We start from the raw sequence: 19,011 nt of genomic DNA, 5'->3' as shown, positions 1-19,011 counted from the left end.
CTGTGCTACGGTCGCGGCAGTGACACGGGGTGCCCCACGGGGCTGAGAACACACCCGTCGAACCTGATCTAGTTCGTACTAGCGAAGGGATGTCGCGAATGGTCGTTCGCACGTCGCCGTCTCCGTCCACCGTCCTCGCCGACCTGCGGGACACCCCGCCGCTCGTGCAGTGCATCACCAATGCGGTGGTGACGAACTTCACCGCCAACGCACTGCTGGCCCTGGGCGCCTCGCCCGCGATGTGCGACATCCCCGGCGAGGCCGGGCTCTTCGCGGGGATCGCCGGGGGCGTGCTCGTGAATCTCGGCACCCCGACCGCCGAGCAACGCGACGCCGCCCGCGAGGCCGTCGCCGCGGGGACGCCGTGGGTGCTCGACCCGGTCGCCGTCGGCGCGCTGCCCGTCCGCACCGCGCTCGCCCACGAACTGCTCCAGGCTCGGCCCGCGATCGTCCGCGGAAATGCCTCCGAGATCCTCGCCCTCGCGGGGGCCGGGGCCGGCGGTCGCGGCGTCGACTCGACCGACAGCCCCGAGGCCGCGCTCGACGCCGCCCGCGCGCTCTCGGTCCGCACCGGCGGGACGGTCGCCGTGTCGGGCCCCGTCGACCTGATCGTGGATGCCGACCGCGTCGCGCGCGTGTCGGGCGGCAGCGTCCTGCTCACCCGCGTCACGGGCGGCGGCTGCGCCCTCGGAGCCGCGATGGCGGCCCTGCTCGCGGTGACCGACGGCTTCACGGCCGCGACGACGGCGAGCGCGATCTGGGCCGTGGCATCCGAGCGGGCCGAGGCGGCCTCGAGCGGACCCGGGTCGTTCGCGGTCGCGTTCCTCGACGCGCTCGCCGCGATCGTCCCCGCCGATCTCGACGGCCGGGTCGCCGCGTGAATCGGCACGACCTGTCTCTGCACCTCGTCACCGATCACCGGATGCCGTTCGCCGACGTCGTCGAGATCGTCGATGCCGCTGCCGCATCGGGCGCGAGCATCGTGCAGTTCCGCGACAAGGACGCGTGCGGCCGCGACCTGTTCGACCGGGTGACGGCCCTGGCGGACGTCATCGCGGGGCGCGTGACCTTCGTCGTCGACGACCGGGTGGACGTCGTCCTCGCCGCCCGTGCCGCGGGGGCGCGCGTCGACGGCGTCCACCTGGGCCAGGACGACCTCCCGGTCATCGCCGCGCGATGGGTGCTCGGCCCCGAGGCGCTCATCGGCCTGACCGCGAACACCCCGGCCCATTTCGTCGCCGCCGCCCACCTCCCGGCCGGGACCGTGGATTACCTCGGCGTCGGGGTGATCCGCGCGACCGCGACCAAGCCCGACCACCCGCGACCCCTCGGGGTCGACGGGTTCGCCGAGCTCGTGGCATCCGCTCCCCTGCCGTGCGTCGCGATCGGGGGCATCGAGGTGGACGATGTCGCTCCGCTGCGCCGGGCAGGGGCCGCGGGAGTCGCCGTGGTGTCGGCCGTGAGCGGTGCGGAGGATCCGGCGTCGGCGACCCGCGCGCTGCGGGAGGCGTGGGCATGATCCCCCGCGTGCTGAGCATCGCCGGGACCGACCCGACCGGGGGTGCCGGCATCCAGGCGGATCTGAAGAGCATCTCGGCGTTCGGCGGATTCGGCATGGCCGCCGTGACCGCGCTCGTCGCGCAGAACACCCTCGGCGTCCGCGAGGTGCACGTGCCGCCGACGGACTTCCTGTCGGCGCAACTGCGGGCGGTCAGCGACGACGTCGAGATCGACGCGGTCAAGATCGGGATGCTGGGCTCGGCCGAGGTCGTCGCGGTCGTGGCCGCGTGGCTCACCGAGGTCCGCCCGCCGGTGGTCGTGCTCGACCCCGTGATGATCGCGACGAGCGGCGACCGGCTGCTCGACGCCGACGCCGAAGCCGCCGTCCGCGACCTGTGCCGCCTGGCGGACCTCGTCACGCCGAACCTGCCCGAGCTCGCCGTGCTCGTCGACGCCCCGGTCGCCGACGACTGGGACACCGCGGTCGCGCAGGCGCAGACCCTCGCCGCGCGCGCCGACGTCGCGGTCCTGCTGAAGGGCGGGCATCTGCGGGGTCCGGAGAGTCCGGATGCCATCGTCGACACGGTCGGCGTCCATCCGGTGTCCGGCCGCCGCGTCGACACCCCGCACACGCACGGCACGGGATGCTCGCTGTCGTCCGCGATGGCGACGCTCGCCGCGCACGGCCTCCCCTGGCCCGCCGCGCTGGAGCGCGCGAAGCCGTGGCTCACCGGCGCTCTCGAGCATGCCGCCGCGCTGCACGTGGGCCAGGGCAACGGTCCGATCGACCATCTGCACGAGCTGCGGCCGCACCTCGACCTCGGACCGGCGTGGAGCGCCGCCGCGTGGGCCGAGGCGGCGCCGGTGCGCGCCGCCGTGGACGACTCCGCGTTCGTGCGGGGGCTGGCATCCGGTGGCCTCGAGCGCGCCGCGTTCACCTGGTATCTCGAGCAGGACCTGCTGTACCTGCGCGAGTACGCCCGCGTCCTTGCGGGCGCCGCCGCGCTCGCCCCGACCACCGAGGAGCAGCGCTTCTGGGCCGCGGCGTCGGCGTCGTGTCTCGCCGAGGAGGCGCGCCTGCACGAGAGTCACGTGGATGCCACCGCCCTCGACGCCGCGCCCGACACCGTCGCCTACACCGACCATCTGCACGCCGTGTCGGCGGGCGGCTCGTACGCGGTCCTGGTCGCGGCCGTACTGCCGTGCTTCGTGCTCTACACCGACATCGGCGCGCGCTGGCGCGGCACCTTCGCCCCGGACCACGCCTACGCCGACTGGCTCACGGCCTACGGCGACGAGGTGTTCGCGGCGTCGTCCGCCGAGGCGTCCCGGATCGCGGATGCCGCCGCCCGGTCGGCCTCTCCCGCCGTCCGCACCGCGATGTCGGCGGCGTACGCCCGGTCGATGCGGCTGGAGCTGGCGTTCTTCGAGGCGCCGCTGCGGCCCGGCGGTGTGCGGAACTCCTGAGTTCCGCTGGACCCGGCGCCCGTCCCGGCGGGGAGGCGGGCCGAACTCCTGAGTTTTCGTCGCCGCGGCCGTCTCCCGGCGTCGTGGGGACCGCGAGGGGTCCGGATCTCAGGAGTTCGGCCCGCCCGGCGGCGAGTCGGTCGGCTGATTCGAAACATCGGTCCGCATCGCCTGACGGCAGCGTGGCGAGCGGCAACTGCATCTGGTGTGTCACGACGTCTGGTCTTGAATTGAGACGGATGCGAACATGACAACATGCAGCGCCGCAGCGCCATACTCTCGGCAGTATCGGCACTGACCGTGCTCGTCGTGACGGGATGCTCATCGGCCGCCCTAGCCTCATGGGCTACCGACGCCTGCAACATCTCTGCATCGTGGGACAACTCCGACCGCCCTGAGTCTGATCGGGCCCGCGTCGCCAGGTCCCTCTCGGCGGCGGTGCCAGATGACGATACAAGCGCGATCGCGGAACTGTCGCGTGCGTTCGTCACAGCCGTTGCCGACAGAGACGATGCGGCCCTCCCTGATGCGGGGGAGCGTCTTCGCGACGAATGCGTAGCAAAGGGGTGGGAACCAGCCGAAGGCTGATCCCCACCCCGTTGCTTCCGGGCCGGTCTCCCGCTGCTCGACGCGCTGCTGCTGCAGCTCTGGGCGCCCGCCCCCTGCGATCCAGTCTGGAGGTCAGCCGCTCTTGCGGCGGAACTCCCGCTTGGTCACGGCTCCGTGGGTGCCCTGCACGGCCGAGTGACCGTCCAGGTGAGCCTGACCCGACCGCTGCTGCCCGTTCTTCTTCGCCAGGGCTTCCTTGAACTTGCGCTTCATCTCGTCGGATGCCGCGCCGGTGGCGGCATCCGGGGTCTCGTCGGTACTCATGTGCCCACCCTAGGCAGGTCCGGCCGCCCGCGCGCTGTTCGCCCGCTTCGGAACCCGGATGCCAGGCCCCCGGGCTCAGCTCACGTCGCCGCCGTGGTCGCTCCGTCGTCGGCCGCGTGGTGGCCGTTCTGGGCGTCGCCGACGGAGGCGACGCCGCGTCCGAACGCCTGCCCCTGCAGGATCGCGCCGAGGTCGACGCCGGTCGCCGACTTCACGCTGCTGAACGTGGCGGCGAGACCCGCGGCCTGCTCGCGGGCGATGTGCGTGCCGGCCGAGTCGCCGCCGACGAGCGTGACGCTGCCGACGTTCTGGTAGCCCTTCGCGAACTCGGCCATGAGCGCCGGAAGCTGACCGATGAGCTCGCGGCCGAGGATGGCTTCCTGGTTCTCGCGCAGCGCCTCGGCCTCGGCCTTGATCGCCGCGGCGCTGGCCTCACCCTTCGCGCGGATCGCTTCGGCTTCCGCGACGGCCTTCGCGCGCAGCGCCTCGGCTTCGGCGCCGGACTGGGCCCGGAGCGCTTCGGCCTCGGCCTCGGCCCGTGCCCGGACGGCGGCGGCTTCGGCCGCGGCGGACGCCTGCCGCGCCTCGGCCTGACGCTGCACCGCGTAGGCCTCGGCGTCGGATTCCTGCTGCGCCACCTGCCGGTCGGTCTCGGCCTTCTTCTGCCGCGCGTAGGACTCGGCATCCGCTTCGGTCTGCTTGCGGTACTTCTCCGCGTCGGCGACGCGCTTGACGTCGGCGTCGAGCTCGGCCTGGCGGTTCTCGGCCCGCTGCACGAGCACCGCCTGCTCGCGCTCGGCGCGGGCGAGGTTCTCGGCCTGCTCGGCCTCGGCGTTGGCGCGTCCGACCTCGGACTTCGAGGCGGCCGTGTTCTTGTCGAACGCGGTCTGCTCGACGAGGTTGGCCTCCTCGGTCGCCAGTTGGCGGGCCTTGACCTCGCGAGCGGCGTTGATCCGTGCGACCTCGGCCTCGCGCTTGACGCGCTCGACCTCCTGCGCACCGAGCGCCTCGATGTAGCCGTTGCGGTCGGTGACGCCCTGGATGGCGAACGAGTCCAGGACCAGGCCCTGGGCGAGCAGATCGCCCTTGATGCCCTCGGCGATCTCGTCGCCGAGCTTCTGCCGGTCCTGCATGACCTCCTCGACGCTGAGCTTCGCCACGACGCCGCGCAGGGCGCCCTCGAGCTGCTCGGTGGTGAAGACGTCGATCGCCTGGTCCTGCGACGCGAAGCGTTCCGCGGCGGCGCGCACCTGGTCGGGCAGGGAGCCGATCTTCACGAGCGCCACGCCCGCGAGGTGGATCGTCACCCCGTTCTTGGTCTGTGCGACGGGCTCCATCTTGATCTGGCGCGAGCGCAGCGAGATCCGATCGGACCGCTGCGTCAGCTTGTTGACGAACGCGCCGCCGCCGGTGATGACCGTCATGTTGGACGTCAGACCGTCTTCGCCGCGCTGCTTCTTACCGACGATGACGATGGCTTCGTCGGCCTGCGGCACCTGGTACCAGGCCCGGAAGAGGAACAGGCCGATCACGGCGATCACCAGGACCGCCACGATGGCGATCGTCACGCCGATGATTCCGAAAAGGTCGATTGGCACCGCAGCCCCCAGACGCTCGGTTCACGGGTGGCGGAACAGCCCCCTCCCTCCACGCTATCGGGCGAGCACGCGACACGACGAAGGAAATCGGATGCCGGTACCGGGCGCGGGGGCCGGGATCCCGGCATCCACTCCCCGCCGTCAGACGTGGCGGACGCGCTGCTGCAGGCGGGTGCGGATGTCGAACAGCTCGGTGCCGCCGACCTCACGTGCACCGGGGATGCCACGGCGCAGCAGCGTCGTGAGGGCGCTCCGCTGCACCAGCACCACCGGCGTGCCGCGGACCTTGCCGAGGTCGGTGACCGCGTCGAGGATCGCGTCGTCGGGCAGCACGACCATCGCGCCGCTGAACCGGACGCCGGCCGCCCGCGCGATCACGCGCGCCCGCGACACGAGCTGCGTCACGGGCGCTCCGATGACGTTCGGGCCCGTGATCTCGCCGCGGCGCACGCCCACCGGACCGCCGAAGTCCTCGCTCAGCATCGCGTAGAGGCCGCTGGGCCCGAGCACGAGGTGGTCGATCTTCTGCTCCGGATCGAGGCCGTCGCGGTCGGCGAAGACGTCGTGCCAGACGGTGTAGCCCATGCCGAGGTCGGCCACGAGGCGCGCGGTCTCCTCCTCGGCGAGCGCGTCGGCGAGGATGTGCCGGATCTCCGGCGGCGCCGACCTCACCAGCGCGGGGTCGTACGGGTCGGCGACCTCGACGCCGCGGCCCACCCACTCCCGGATCAGCGACAGGTACCGCTCGCGCCGCCACCCGCCGGGCTGCCCGTACGCGCGGGCGCGGGGGCGGGTGTCCGGACGGGGAGGAGGGGATGCCGCCGCCCCACCGCCCCATTCGGCCGACGCGTGTCCACGGCCGCGGTCGTACGCGGCGCGGGCCTCGGGCGTGCCGACGAGCTCCCACGCGCGCTGCACCTGCACGAACAGCGCGGCGTCGCCGCCGGTGTCGGGATGCGTCTCGCGGAGCCGGACGCGGTAGGCGCGGCGGAGTCCCTCGTCGTCGATGTCGACGTCGACGCGCAGCACCTCGTACGCCGAGGCCGACATGGGGCTGTCGAACACGTCCGTCATCCGTTCCGCCGCTCGGGTGCGGCATCCTTCAGGCTATCCGCCGCCGTCTGTGCAACCCCCGGGATGCGCCCGAGGTTTCGCTGACGGCGGCACGGCCCGATTCGTCGCGCACCGCCGCACCGTCCTGCGGAGATCCACCCCGACACGCCGCCCCACGGCATCCCCCACCGGCGCGTCGCCCGCCGAATCCGCACGACGGTACGCCCCCGGGTCAGCGGCGCTCGTTGCGGCGGGCGTAGGCGGCGGCATCCCGGCTGGAGAGGGCGAGGAGCACGAGGATGTCGAGGCTCACCGTGACGAGGGTCGTGCCGACCGTGATCTCCTGGCCGAGCTCCCACCAGCCGACGAACGCGGTGACGATCGACGACGTCGATACGAGCATCACGATCACGCGGGCGACGTTGCTCCCGCGGAGCAGCAGGATGCCGAACACCCCCTGCACGAGCGCGATCACGCCGAGCAGGCCGAAGAACAGTCCCGCGCCGACGCCGAGGTCGGAGAGGGTGAGACCCGACTCCGCACCGGAACCGTCCGCGGCGCCGGCGACCGCCTGCAACCACGGCGGGAGGTCGAAGGCGACGGCGACGCCCCACACGATCCCCGACAGCGCGCGCAGCAGCACGAGCACTCCCCCGGCGACCGTCGCGATCGGGCGGCGCATGGCCGGGTCGCGCGCGACCGGGGCGGCGATCGGTTCGAACGCTGCCCTCTTGGCTGGATGCCTCTCGCTCACGGCCGCCCCTCTCTCGAGGCGCTACGGGTGCTGGCATCCATCGACAGGCCCCGCACGTCGAGGATCGGGAGGTCGCCGTCCGTCGTGATGCTGTCGCCGCCGCCGTTGCGCGAGTGATAGCCGGTCGAGAAGTCGCGGATGACGTCGACCACCACCCCCGGCAACGGCTGCACGGTCGCGACGATGTGGTCGCGCTCGATGTCGGTGTCGGCGTCGATGCGGTGCGTGACCTGCAGCGTGAAGAGCGAGAGGCCGACGGCGCGGTCGAACGTTCCCGCGGCGAGCCAGTCGACGCGTCGCCCGCCGGGCAGCAGCCAGCCGTCGGGGCAGCGCCAGAGCCGCACGTGGTGCCGCTGCGCGGGCGACCCGTCGACCTCCTGCTGATACGCGAGGTCCTGCATGCGGCCGAACAGGAACAGCGGGCTGACCGGGGCGGTCGGGTAGCTGCGGCGCCGGAGCGTCGACACGATGATCCGCCACGACGAGCCGAGGCCGACGGGGTCGGCGGGGATCCATCCGGCCGCGGCCATGGCCGCCTCGACCTGTGCGCGCTCGCCCTGGAACGCGAGGTTCACCGGGTCGCCCAGCAGCCCGTCCGATGTGCGGGTGCGGCCCATGAAGTAGTCGGGCACGTAGATGGCGGTCAGGATGCGATGCAGCCGAGGGAGCACGAGGTACGCCAGGAGCCCCCAGAACACGACCGCCATGAGGATGCCGCCCCAGCCGAGAGTGAAGGTCTGGGTGAAGCTCAGGTACGCGAGCCAGACCGCGGCGAGACCCGCGAAGACGAAGAAGAACCCGTCGAGCAGCCGCCCGAACGACCAGCGCCTCCGCCTCGCCATGGCTCTACCAGAGCGCGGGTTCGGGCTCGTGGGCGAACGCCTCGGCCACGCGGCCCGGCGGCAGCTCGAAGCGGTGGGCGGGCGACCACGACGGCGAGCGATCCTTGTCGACGAGCTGCGCGCGGATCCCCTCGGCCAGGTCGGGCTGCGTCGTCGCGAACCACATGACGAGCCCGTACTCCTGCGCGAGCGCGGCACGCAACGACGGCAGGGCGCGGGCGCGCCGGACGGCCTCGAGCGTCACCGACACCGCCGTCGGGGCCGGACGCCTCGAGCAGGTCGGCGGTCGCGTGGGCCTCGGGCTCCCACCTCTGGCGGAGCCGATCCAGGATGCCGTCGAGGTCGTCGGCCGAGAAGGCGTCGTCGATCCACGGACGCCAGGTCTCCAGGTTCGACCGCTCGGGGCTCTCGTCGAACAGCAGCACGAGCTCGGTGGGGCTCGACGGATCGGCGCGGTACTCGAGCGCCTCGTGCAGCGCGGAGAGATGCGCGACGGGGACGAGGTGGTCGGCGAATCCCGCGTACAGGGCGTCCGCGGCATCCATCGTCGCTCCGGTCAGGCCGAGGTATTCGCCCAGGCGACCGGGCGCGCGCGCGAGGAGCCACGACCCGCCCACGTCGGGGGTGAACCCGATGCGCGTCTCGGGCATCGCGAGCTGCGAGCGCTCGGTGACGATGCGGATGCGCGCGTGTCCGGCGAGGCCGATGCCGCCGCCCATTGTCACGCCGTCGGCGATCGCGACGATCGGCTTCGGGTAGGTCGCGATGCGGTGGTTGAGCGCGTATTCCTCGCGGAAGAAGGTGTGCACCTCGTCCGTACGCCCCTGCACGACGAAGTCGTAGAGCGCCCGGACGTCTCCGCCGGCGCAGAAGCCGCGGTCGCCCGCGCCGTCGAGCAGCACGAGGTCGACGTCGGAGTCGTGCTCCCAGCGGTCGAGCGCCGCGGAGAGGAGCCGGATCATCCCGAGGTCGAGCGCGTTGATGGCGCGGGGACGGTTGAGCGTCAGGTGACCGACGCCCCGCCAGGCTCGCGCGATGACGGCGTCTTCGTCGGATCGCTGTGCGTTCACGCTGCCACGTTACACATCACCCCAGATGGGTTTTCGGCTCGGGATCGGGGAAGATGGGGCGAACGCCCGCCGAACGAGAGGTACTCGATGCCCGAAGGACAGGTGCTGGAATTCTCCGGGCTGACCAAGCGCTTCGGCGCCGTGTCGGCCGTCGACGGCCTGACCGCACGCGTGGAGCCGGGCCTGGTGACCGGCTTCCTCGGCCCGAACGGGGCCGGGAAGACCACGTCGCTGCGCATGCTGTTGGGGCTCGTCCGCCCCACCTCCGGCTCCGCGACGATCGGCGGCCGTCGCTACGCCGAGATCGATCGGCCGTTGCAGTCCGTGGGCGCCGCGCTCGAGGCATCCAGCTTCCATCCGGGTCGTTCGGCCGCGAACCACCTCAAGGCCTATGCCCGCGCCGCGCGACTGCCCCTGTCGCGTGTGGACGAGGTGCTCGGTCTCGTCGGTCTCGCCGACGTCGCGGGGCGCCGCGTCGGTGGCTACTCGCTCGGCATGCGGCAGCGCCTGGGCCTCGCGACCGCGCTGCTCGGCGACCCCGGTGTCCTCGTGCTCGACGAACCGTCGAACGGCCTCGACCCCGAGGGCATCCGCTGGATGCGCTCGCTGCTCCGCCACCTCGCCGAAGAGGGACGCACGGTGCTGATCTCGTCGCACCTGCTCGCCGAGGTGCAGCAGACCGTCGATGCGCTGCTCATCATCTCGCGCGGAAAGCTCGTCTTCCAGGGCGGCACCGAAGACCTCGCCGACCCCGACGAATACTCCACGGTCGTCGACTCCCCCGATCGCGAGGCGCTGTCACGGCTGCTCGAGGAGCGCGGCATCCCCTTCCAGCTGCTGCGCAACGGCTTCACGATCCGGCACGTCGAACCGCTCGAGATCGGCACCCTCGCCGCCGGCGCCGGCATCGTGCTGTCGCACCTGCAGAGCAAGGGCGCGAGCCTCGAGGACATCTTCCTCGAGCTCGTCAGCGGCGTGAGGACGCACGCGAGCGCGGCGGGCGTGGTTCCGGATGCCGTGGGCCCGGCGCCCGAGGCGGAGGCTGATGCGGCCGATGAGGGTGAGGCGGCTGAGGCGGCCTCCGCGGCGGAGCCCGCGCCCGCGCCCGCGGCGGAGCCCGCCCCGTCGACCGACCTCGTGGCGATCGTCCCCGCGCCGCAGAGCGCAGTCCCCCCGTCCGAGCCCGATCCCGGTCCGCGGTCCTCGTACGCCGTGGCATCCACGGGGGTCATCGACATCGTGCCGGCCGCAGATACCCGCGCCGAAGACACGGAGGTGCCGCGATGAGCCTGGTGGCATCCACTCGCTCCGAGTACACGAAGCAGTTCAGCACCGCCGGCTGGTGGGTGCTGGGCATCGTGCTCGTGGTCTACGTCGGCTTCACGGCGGGTGTGCTCGCGCTGGCGTTCGGGGGTGTGGCATCCGGCAAGCTTCCGGGCGCCTCCGGGCCGGCGCTCCCCACGGACGGTCTCGCCGCCCTGGTCTACAGCTCGGCGAGCACCGTGGGGTACGTCTTCCCGCTGCTGGCGGGGACGCTCATGGTCACGACCGAGTTCCGGCACAAGACGCTCACCCCGACGTTCCTGGCCACACCACGCCGCGGCGTCGTGCTCGGGGGGAAGTTCGTGGTCGGCATCCTGGTGGGGCTGCTGTACGGCGTCCTCGGCTCGATCGCCGCGATCGGCGCCGGAGCCGCGGTGTTCAGCCTGTTCGGAGTCGGCGCCGAGCTCGGCTCGTCGGACACGTGGGTGCTCGTCGGCCGGATGCTGCTGGCGTTCGCGCTGTGGGCGCTCGTCGGGATCGGCGTCGGTACCGTCGTGCGGAACCAGGTCGCCGCCGTCGTGATCGTGCTGGCGGTGACCCTGTTCGTCGAGCCCATCGTGCGGACGATCGCGGGCGTCGTCGACGGCCTCGGCGAGGTCGCGCGGTGGTTCCCCAGCGCCGCGAGCGACGCCCTCGTGGGCAAGACGATCTTCGGCGCCGTGGGCGCGGGCGGCGAACAGCCGCTCGAGTGGTGGCTCGGCGGCCTCGTGCTGCTCGGCTACGCCGTGGTGCTGGTGCTCATCGGCCTCGCCACCACCTGGCGTCGCGACGTCGACTGACCCGGGGCGGACGGGCTTCGGCCGGCGTGGGGCTGCGGCCGGCGCGGGCGCGCGGGCGGGCGAGTGCCCACGATCCGGTCGAGCGCTCACGTACCGGTCGACCCGATCATGAGCGCTCGACCCGATCGTGGGCGCTCGGCGGCAAGGACCCGCGTCAGGACACCAGGTCGGCGACGTCCTCGGGTTCGGATGCCACGTCCAGGCGCAGCGCCTTGAGCAACGCCACGCCGTGCTTGGTCGTGAGGACGAGGCGCTCGAACTCGTCGTGGCCGCTCAGGTCGATGACGACGCTCGATTTGCGGCGACGGATGACGACGAAGTCGTTGCCGCCGGCCGACTTCCACGTGCCCATCGCGACCGCGACGGGCAGGTTGGTCCCGGGGTTCGGAACGCCTCGCAACCAGGTCCACGCGTCGTCGGTCAACTGCACGCGGTCGATCGTCGCGCGCGGCACGACGATGTTGCGCTTGCGGAACGAGAGCGCACGCTCGGTCGGCGAGAGCACGACCTCGAGCTGCGTCGAATCGAGCAGCAGGGTCACCATGGCATCCATCCTGCCAGCGACGATGGATGCCGTCGGCCCCCACGCCTCACGAGACGGCAACGATCCGCTCGGCGGCAGGCCGTCCTGGCCGCGAGACTGCACGCGCCTGACGAAACCGCCGCAGCCTGCAGTGGGGGTGTCGGGCAGATGCAGTCTCGCGGCCGAGGCCGCTCGCGGCGCGGCCCGCACGGCCCGGGTGTCGGAGGGGAGGGATAGCCTGGAGCGATGAGTACGGGCAGCGCTGCGCCGCAGGCCGCACCGGCCCGGGGCGACTCGATCGACGACCTCCTCGCCCGCGTGCGCGACGGGCACCGGCCCGATGTCGACGAGACCGAGCGGCTGCTGCACGCTCCGCTCGACGTGCTGTCCCGCGCGGCAGCGCAGCTCCGCGACGAGGGGTTGGAGCGGGCAGGGCGGCCGCGGGTCATCACGTACTCGCGCAAGGTGTTCGTGCCGCTCACGACCCTGTGCCGCGACCGCTGCCACTACTGCATCTTCGTCGACACCCCCGGGCAGCTCGCGCTCCTCCGCAAGCCCGCGTACATGAGCCCCGAGCAGGTGCTCACGGTCGTGCGGCAGGGGCAGGCGCTGGGCTGCAAAGAGGCGCTGCTGACGCTCGGCGACCGCCCGGAAGAGCGCTGGCCCGAGGCCCGCGCGTGGCTCGACGAGCACGGTTTCGCCTCGACCATCGACTACGTCGCGCACATCGCACGGCTCATCACCGCCGAGACGGGCATGCTCGTGCACGCGAACCCCGGCGTGATGCACCCCGCCGAGCTCGCGACGCTCCGCCCGGTCTCCCCGTCGATGGGCATGATGCTCGAGACCACCTCACGCCGGCTGTACGAAGAGCCCGGTCAGGTGCATTTCGGGTCGCCCGACAAAGACCCCGACCTGCGTCTGCGCGTCATCGACGACGCGGGGGCCGCTGGCATCCCGTTCACGACCGGCATCCTGGTCGGCATCGGCGAGACCGTCCGCGACCGCGCCGAGTCGCTCATCGCCCTGCGCGACCTCGACGACCGGCACGGCCATGTTCAAGAGGTGATCGTGCAGAACTTCCGCGCGAAACCCCGCACCGCCATGCAGGGAGCCCCGGATGCCGACATGCACGAGTACCTCGCGACGGTCGCCGTCGCGCGACTCGTGTTCGGACCCGACATGCGCATCCAGGTGCCGCCGAACCTCTCCGACCCGCGCGAGCTGGGGCTGCTGATCGGGGCCGGGATCGACGACTGGGGCGGAGTCTCGCCGCTCACCGCCGATCACGTGAACCCCGAGCGCCCGTGGCCGCACATCGACGACCTCGCCGCGCAGACCGCCGCGCACGGCTTCGCGCTCCGCGAGCGCCTCACCGCGCATCCCGAGTACGTGAGCGACGCGGCGACGTGGATCGACCCCGCGTTGCACGTCCCCGTGCGGGCGTTGGCGGATGCCACGGGCCTCGCGGCCGACGTGATTCCCGGGGCAGCGCGGCCCGCCGCGGGAGGAGATCCCGCGACGGGAGGACAACCCGAGGCCGCGGCATCCTCCGCTCCCCGAATCCCCTCCGCTCCCGCCAGTGCCGCCGCACCCGGCAGCGCCACTCCGTCCGGACGCGCTGCGTCCACGGGAGGAGATCCCGCGACGGGAGGACAACCCGAGGCCGCGGCATCCTCCGCTCCCCGAATTCCCTCCGCCGCCAGTGCCCCTGCCGCGCGCAGCGCCGACCCCGGCGTGCTCCGTCTGGCGGAGGCCGCAGCAGACCCGCTCGCGCTCGACGACACCGACTGGACGCGGCTGCTCCACGCGACCGGCGCCGAACTCGACGCCCTCACCGCCGCGGCCGACGACGCGCGTCGCTACACGGTCGGCGAGCCGGTGACCCTCGTCCGCAACCGCAACCTCACCTCGAGCGGCTTCCGGCGCGCGGGCCGCGCGGGCGCCGGGGAGTTCGACCTCGCGGATGCCGAGGCGATCGCCGCGGATGCCGCCGACCTCGGCGCCACCGAGATCTGCATCCAGGGTGCGCTCCCCGCCGACGAAGACCCCTCGGGGTATCTCGACGTCGTGCGGGCCGTGAAGCGCGGGGCTCCTGGCATCCATGTCCACGCGTTCCGTCCGCTCGACGTGCGCGACCTCGCCGACCGCGGCGGACTCGGGCTCGAGGGCGCCCTCGCCGCCATGCGCGAGGCCGGCGTCGACACGGTCCCGGGCACGGGGGTCAAGGTGCTGAGCGAGCGCGTGCGCGGGCTCGTCGCGCCGGGCGACCTCGAGATCGACCGCTGGGTCGAGGGCATCACGGCGGCGCATCGGGCCGGGTTCCGCTCGACGTCGGTGCTGTTCTACGGGCACGTCGAGACCGCGGCCGAGCGCATCGCGCACCTGCGCCTGCTGCGCGGAATCCAGGCCGAGACGCGCGGCTTCGCGGAGTTCGTGCCGATCCCGCTCCCCGGCGGCGACGTGCCGCTGGTCGCCGGGCGTTCCGCGCTCGACGAGCACCGCGCGATGGTCGCGGTATCGCGGCTGCTGCTGTCGGGCGCGATCCCGCACGTGCAGATCCCGTGGACGCGCGTCGGCCGCGAGACCGCCGCCGTCCTCCTGCGCTCGGGCGGCGACGACCTCGGCGGCACGCTGTACGACGGTCGGGTGCTGCCCGACACGGGCATCGAGCAGGGGCTCGAGCTGCCGGTCCCGGATGCCGAGCGCCTCGCCCGCAGCCTCATGCGGCCGTTCCGCCTGCGCACGACCGACTACGGCGTGTCGCCCACCGCTCGCACCGCCGCCGGAGCGACCGCGTGAGCGTCGTCGACGTCGTCGTGGTCGGCGCGGGCTTCGCCGGACTCGGCATGGCCGGTGCCCTGCACCGCGCGGGCCGCGACGACGTCGTCGTCATCGAGCGCGCGGGCGACGTCGGCGGAACCTGGCGCGACAACACGTACCCGGGTGTCGCGTGCGACGTTCCCGCGCACCTGTACAGCTACGCGGCGCACCCCCACGCGGGATGGTCCCGCACGTTCGCCGAGGGACACGAGATCCAGCAGTACCTGCGCGACGTGGCCGCGGGCGTCGGCGAGCGCATCCGGCTGCACTCCCCGCTCGTGGGGGCGGAATGGGATGCCGAGACCTCCGTGTGGCACGTCGACACCGGTGCCGAGGTCCTTCAAGCGCGCTCGCTCGTCCTCGCGTGCGGACGCCTCACCGAGCCGCACGTCCCCGCGATCGACGGCCTCGAGTCGTTCGCCGGTCCGCTGTTCCATTCCGCGCGCTGGGACCACGACGTCGACCTCACTGGCAAGCGCGTCGCCGTCGTCGGCACCGGCGCGAGCGCCGTGCAGCTCGTGCCAGAGCTCGCGCAGCGCGCCGCCCACGTGACGCTGTTCCAGCGCACCCCGGCGTGGATCGTGCCCCGCGGCGGAGGCGAGATCCCCGCCACGGAGCGCGAACGCCTCGCCGAGAACCCCGGCGCCCTCGCGCGCCTGCGCGCCGAGCTGTACGCCGAAGGTGAGGCGCGCTTCGCCTCCCGCTCGGGCGACGCCGCGGCCTCCGCCGCCGCCCGCGACGCCGCCCTCGCGCACCTGCACGCCCAGGTCGCTGACCCCGCGCTGCGCGCCGCCCTGACCCCCGACTACGCCTTCGGTTGCAAGCGCGTCCTGCTCTCGGACGCGTTCTATCCGGCCGTGGCATCCGGTCGGGTGACCCTCGAACCCAGCGCGCTCGACCGGGTCGACGGGCCGACGCTCACCGCCGCGAGCGGGCGGCAGCACGAGGCCGACGTGCTCGTGCTCGCCACCGGCTTCGCCTCGACGCAGCAGCCGTACGCCGACCTCGTGCGCGGCGAGGACGGCACGCTCGCCGAGCACTGGTCCGAGGGCATGACGTCGTTCGGGTCCACCGTGGTCGCGGGCTTCCCGAACCTGTTCGTCCTCAACGGTCCGAACGCGAGCCTCGGGCACAACTCGGCGGTCCTCATGATCGAGGAGCAGGCCGCGTACGTCGTCCGTGCCCTCGCCGAGCGCGACCGCCGCCCCGATCGCGTCCTGCGCGTCCGCCCCGAGGCAGAAGCGGCCTACACCGACGAGATCGCCGCCGCCGCGGCATCCACGCCCTGGATGACCGGCGGGTGCCGCAACTGGTACGTCGACGAGAGATCCGGGCGGCTGACGCTGCTGTGGCCGGGCACGGTGCAGGCGTTCCACGAGAGACTGACCGGTACCGACGGGTCGGAGTTCGAACCCGCGCACACCCCCGTGCACGGCTGACGCAGGGCCCGCGTGGGCGGGTCACGAAGAAGGAGAATCATGGTCGTTCCGCTGCGATTCGGATACAAGGCCTCGAGCGAGCAGTTCGGGCCGAACGAGCTGCTCGACTTCAGCGTGCTGGCCGAGGAGGTCGGGTTCGACTCGGTCTTCCTCTCCGACCACCTGCAGCCGTGGCGGCACGAGGGCGGCCACGCTCCGAACGCCCTGCCGTGGCTCGGCGCGCTCGGCGCCCGCACGCAGCGCGTGATCCTCGGAACGTCGGTGCTGACCCCCACGTTCCGCTACCACCCGGGCGTCATCGCGCAGGTGTTCGCGACCCTCGGCGTGATGTTCCCCGGACGCGTCGCTCTCGGCGTCGGTACGGGTGAGGCGCTCAACGAGGTGACGCTCGGCCTCGAGTGGCCCGAGCCTCCCGAACGCTTCCAGCGTCTGAAAGAGGCGATCACCCTCATCGACAAGCTCTGGACCGAAGATCGGGTCACCTTCGAGGGCACCTACTACTCGGTGAAGGATGCCACGATCTACGACCGCCCCGAGCAGAAGGTGCCGATCTACATCGGCGCCTCGGGTCCCGCGGCGACGCGGCTCGCCGGGCGCATCGCGGAGGGCTACATCACCACGAGCGGCAAGGATCCGTCCCTGTACACGGAGACGCTGCTGCCCGCCCTCGACGACGGCCTCGCCAAGGCCGGCCGCACGCGCGACGACGTCGACACGCTCATGGAGGTCAAGGTCTCGTACCACCCCGACCGCGAGACCGCACTCGAGAAGACGCGTTTCTGGGCTCCCCTGGCCCTGTCGGCGGAAGAGAAGATGAGCGTCCACGACCCGATCGAGATGGCGCGCCTCGCCGACGAGTTGCCGATCGAGCGGGCGGCATCCCGGTTCATCGTCTCGACCGACCCCGACGAGCACGTCGAGCGCATCGCGCACTACGTCGACCTGGGCTTCCGCCACCTCGTGTTCCACGACCCGGGTCACGACCAGGAGGAGTTCCTGCGCACGTACGGCGCGGAGATCCTGCCGCGGCTGCGGGCGCGGTTCAGCTGAGGCCGGGGCGGGGCGGCGCGGCGGCGCACGCGGCGTCCCGCCCGGCGGCGCCCTGTCCCGCGCTCCGGAGATTCGCCGCCGCCGCAGCACGAATCGCGGGCGCACCGCTACCCCCGTCCGGAAATGTCCGGAGTCCGGCACACAATGGAGCCGATGAGCATTCCTGAGATCCGCGACGGGTGGACGATCATCGTGCCCGTGAAGCCCGCCGCGCTCGGCAAGACGCGGCTGACCGCCGTGACCGCCGAGCGCGAGGCCCTCGCGCGTGCGATCGCGCTCGACACGATCGCCGCCGCCGCCGCGACCCCGCGCGTCTCGCACGTGCTGGTGGTGACCGACGACGCCGAGGTGTCCGCTCTCGTGTCGCAGTGGCCCGCGGTCGACGTCGTCCCCGAGGGAGACGTGCGCGGCCTCGACGCCGCGATCGCCCTGGGTGCGGACGCCGCTGGTCGGGGCGCGCCCCGCGCGGCGCTGCTGGGCGATGTCCCCGCGCTCACGCCGCAGGATCTCGACGCCGCGCTGAAGCTCGCGGGCGGGGTCGAACGGGGCCTGGTCCCGGATGCCGAGGGCACCGGCTCCACCCTCGTCACCGCGCGTCCCGGTGCGGTGTGGGTGTCGGCCTTCGGCGCCGACTCCGCGGCCCGGCACCGGCTTCTGGGGTGCACCGATCTCGCGGTGCCGCGTGGCTCAACGCTGCGCCGAGACGTCGACACCGCCGCGCAGCTCGCGGAGGCCGTGGCGCTGGGCGTGGGCCCGCGGACCGCCGCGGTGCTCGCGGCAGCGGCGGCCTGACCGGCCCGCGGCGGCCTGACGCGGCCCGCAGCGGCCTGGACGCGGCCCGCGAATCTCGCAGAATCCCGTGAACCTCGCAGATTTCGGCCCGAATTCTGCGAGATCGGGGCGAATCTGCGACGTTCGCGCCGACCCCGCGCCCTACGCCTCGAGTGCCGCCTCGGCGATCGCGGCCGAAGCCTCTTCGTCGCGCATCCACAGCGGCGCGACCACCGCATGGATCCCCGCCGTCTCCACCTCCGCAGCCGCGGCGGCATCCTCCTCGGCGAGCAGCCACGCGTCGAGCAGGCCCTCCGCAGACCGCGCGCCGTAGTGCCGGGCGACGGCCGCGGCCGACGTCTCGACGCCGATCGCCGTCAGGCAGACGTCGGCCATGCCGCGCACGACCCGGCCGCCGATGATCGGCGAGACGCCCACGATCCGGGCCGCCGTGGACCGCAGCGCCGCCCGGATCCCCGGCACCGCGAGGATCGGACCGATCGAGACGACCGGGTTCGACGGGGCGAGCAGCACCACATCGGCCCGCGCGATCGCCTCGACGACGCCGGGGGCGGGTTCGGCATCCACGATTCCGGGGTTCTCGAATCGGGTCGGAGTCAGGGCGGCGCGGTAGCGCGTCCACCACTCCTGGAAGTGCAGGCGCCGACCGTCCTCGACGTGCACGTGCGTGTCGACCTCGCTGTCGGTCATCGGAAGCAGATGGATGCCGAGCGGCCACCGCTGCGCCATCCTGCCGAGGACCTCGGTAGGGGTGAGGCCCTCGCGCAGCCACCCGGTGCGCGCGAGGTGCGTGCCGAGGTCGAGGTCGCCGAGCGTGAACCACGGCCAGCCCGCGCCCCACGCCTGCAGTTCCTCGTTCACGCGCTCGGTGTCGCCCGCGCGCCCCCAGCCGCGGACGGTGTCGTTGACCTCGGCGAGCGCGTACGTGATCGAGTCGACGTCGGGCTGCAGCCGCACGCCCGAGAGCCACAGGTCGTCACCGGTGTTGACGATGACCGTCGCCTCCGGCGCTCCGAGCCTCCGCAGGGCCGCGCGGACGCCGAGGGTGAACTTCGATCCACCGACACCGCCGGCGAGCACGACGACGCGAGGCTGAGGGTTTGGCATCCGTCCAGTCTTCCACCG

General features: G+C 72.9%; 17 protein-coding genes, 1 pseudogene and 1 riboswitch. Of the genes and pseudogenes, 9 read left to right on the top strand and 9 right to left on the bottom strand.

Features of this window, described 5'->3' with window-relative positions; genetic code table 11:
- Positions 1–15 precede the first annotated feature (15 nt).
- Positions 16–107, top strand: a riboswitch (TPP riboswitch).
- The 3 genes from thiM to thiD all read left to right on the top strand — a co-directional run bounded on the left by thiM (position 99) and on the right by thiD (position 2,967).
- Entirely contained in the window at positions 99–881 is a 783-nt protein-coding gene (thiM, locus tag RKD05_RS08210; protein ID WP_424709277.1) for a hydroxyethylthiazole kinase, read from the top strand. (Overlaps the previous riboswitch by 9 nt.)
- Positions 878–1,519, top strand: a complete 642-nt coding sequence (gene thiE, locus RKD05_RS08205) for a thiamine phosphate synthase (RefSeq protein ID WP_424709275.1) — start codon at positions 878–880, stop codon at positions 1,517–1,519. Before thiM ends, thiE begins: the two co-directional genes overlap by 4 nt.
- Entirely contained in the window at positions 1,516–2,967 is a 1,452-nt protein-coding gene (thiD, locus tag RKD05_RS08200; RefSeq protein ID WP_424709274.1) for a bifunctional hydroxymethylpyrimidine kinase/phosphomethylpyrimidine kinase, read from the top strand. The genes thiE and thiD overlap by 4 nt, the downstream gene beginning before the upstream one ends.
- Before the next feature lie 681 nt (positions 2,968–3,648).
- On the opposite strand, the gene RKD05_RS08195 is transcribed toward thiD, so the two are convergent.
- The 7 genes and pseudogenes from RKD05_RS08195 to RKD05_RS08165 all read right to left on the bottom strand — a co-directional run.
- On the bottom strand, positions 3,649–3,840 hold the full coding sequence (locus tag RKD05_RS08195) for a DUF5302 domain-containing protein (protein ID WP_424709273.1): 192 nt from the start codon (positions 3,838–3,840) through the stop codon (positions 3,649–3,651).
- A gap of 80 nt (positions 3,841–3,920) precedes the next feature.
- The gene (locus tag RKD05_RS08190; RefSeq protein ID WP_083896638.1) at positions 3,921–5,432 is read right to left on the bottom strand and encodes an SPFH domain-containing protein; all 1,512 of its coding nucleotides are present in this window, start codon (positions 5,430–5,432) and stop codon (positions 3,921–3,923) included.
- A 147-nt stretch (positions 5,433–5,579) separates the two neighbouring features.
- Positions 5,580–6,503, bottom strand: coding sequence for a DnaJ domain-containing protein (locus tag RKD05_RS08185; RefSeq protein WP_424709271.1), 924 nt, complete (start codon positions 6,501–6,503; stop codon positions 5,580–5,582).
- 220 nt (positions 6,504–6,723) lie between these two features.
- Positions 6,724–7,245: a hypothetical protein gene (locus tag RKD05_RS08180; RefSeq protein ID WP_424709270.1), complete on the bottom strand. Its 522-nt coding sequence runs from the start codon at positions 7,243–7,245 to the stop codon at positions 6,724–6,726.
- Complete coding sequence (locus RKD05_RS08175) at positions 7,242–8,087, bottom strand: LssY C-terminal domain-containing protein (RefSeq protein ID WP_424709268.1); 846 nt, start codon at positions 8,085–8,087, stop codon at positions 7,242–7,244. Before RKD05_RS08175 ends, RKD05_RS08180 begins: the two co-directional genes overlap by 4 nt.
- A 4-nt stretch (positions 8,088–8,091) precedes the next feature.
- Positions 8,092–8,331 (bottom strand): enoyl-CoA hydratase/isomerase family protein, encoded by a 240-nt coding sequence (locus tag RKD05_RS08170; protein WP_424711798.1) that lies wholly within the window; start codon positions 8,329–8,331, stop codon positions 8,092–8,094.
- 73 nt (positions 8,332–8,404) lie between these two features.
- Positions 8,405–9,157, bottom strand: a pseudogene (locus RKD05_RS08165) (enoyl-CoA hydratase/isomerase family protein); the annotation flags it as partial.
- Positions 9,158–9,244: 87 nt separating this feature from the next.
- Here RKD05_RS08165 and RKD05_RS08160 point away from each other — a divergent pair.
- Positions 9,245–10,444, top strand: coding sequence for an ABC transporter ATP-binding protein (locus RKD05_RS08160; RefSeq protein WP_424709266.1), 1,200 nt, complete (start codon positions 9,245–9,247; stop codon positions 10,442–10,444).
- Entirely contained in the window at positions 10,441–11,259 is an 819-nt protein-coding gene (locus RKD05_RS08155; protein WP_022879334.1) for an ABC transporter permease, read from the top strand. Before RKD05_RS08160 ends, RKD05_RS08155 begins: the two co-directional genes overlap by 4 nt.
- Positions 11,260–11,413: 154 nt before the next feature.
- On the opposite strand, the gene RKD05_RS08150 is transcribed toward RKD05_RS08155, so the two are convergent.
- Positions 11,414–11,905, bottom strand: coding sequence for a hypothetical protein (locus RKD05_RS08150; RefSeq protein ID WP_424709264.1), 492 nt, complete (start codon positions 11,903–11,905; stop codon positions 11,414–11,416).
- A gap of 123 nt (positions 11,906–12,028) precedes the next feature.
- Between RKD05_RS08150 and cofG the strand changes: the two genes are divergently transcribed.
- From cofG to cofC, 4 genes are all read left to right on the top strand, one after another.
- Positions 12,029–14,584, top strand: a complete 2,556-nt coding sequence (gene cofG, locus RKD05_RS08145) for a 7,8-didemethyl-8-hydroxy-5-deazariboflavin synthase CofG (RefSeq protein WP_424709263.1) — start codon at positions 12,029–12,031, stop codon at positions 14,582–14,584.
- Positions 14,581–16,044: a flavin-containing monooxygenase gene (locus RKD05_RS08140; protein WP_424709261.1), complete on the top strand. Its 1,464-nt coding sequence runs from the start codon at positions 14,581–14,583 to the stop codon at positions 16,042–16,044. Before cofG ends, RKD05_RS08140 begins: the two co-directional genes overlap by 4 nt.
- 39 nt (positions 16,045–16,083) lie before the next feature.
- Positions 16,084–17,094 carry a glucose-6-phosphate dehydrogenase (coenzyme-F420) gene (gene fgd, locus RKD05_RS08135; protein ID WP_424709259.1) on the top strand — a complete coding sequence of 337 codons (1,011 nt, stop codon included), beginning with the start codon at positions 16,084–16,086 and terminating at the stop codon, positions 17,092–17,094.
- 153 nt (positions 17,095–17,247) lie between these two features.
- Entirely contained in the window at positions 17,248–17,886 is a 639-nt protein-coding gene (cofC, locus tag RKD05_RS08130) for a 2-phospho-L-lactate guanylyltransferase (protein ID WP_063258553.1), read from the top strand.
- Between the two features lie 141 nt (positions 17,887–18,027).
- On the opposite strand, the gene cofD is transcribed toward cofC, so the two are convergent.
- A complete protein-coding gene (cofD, locus tag RKD05_RS08125) occupies positions 18,028–18,993 on the bottom strand; it encodes a 2-phospho-L-lactate transferase (RefSeq protein WP_424709258.1) in 966 nt (321 codons plus the stop codon).
- Positions 18,994–19,011: the final 18 nt, after the last annotated feature.

This window comes from Microbacterium sp. SLBN-111 (genome assembly GCF_049739645.1).
Classification (GTDB): Bacteria; Actinomycetota; Actinomycetes; order Actinomycetales; family Microbacteriaceae; genus Microbacterium.
The sequence above is the reverse complement of the archived record's forward strand: the minus strand, read 5'-3'. Positions and strand labels throughout refer to the sequence as shown.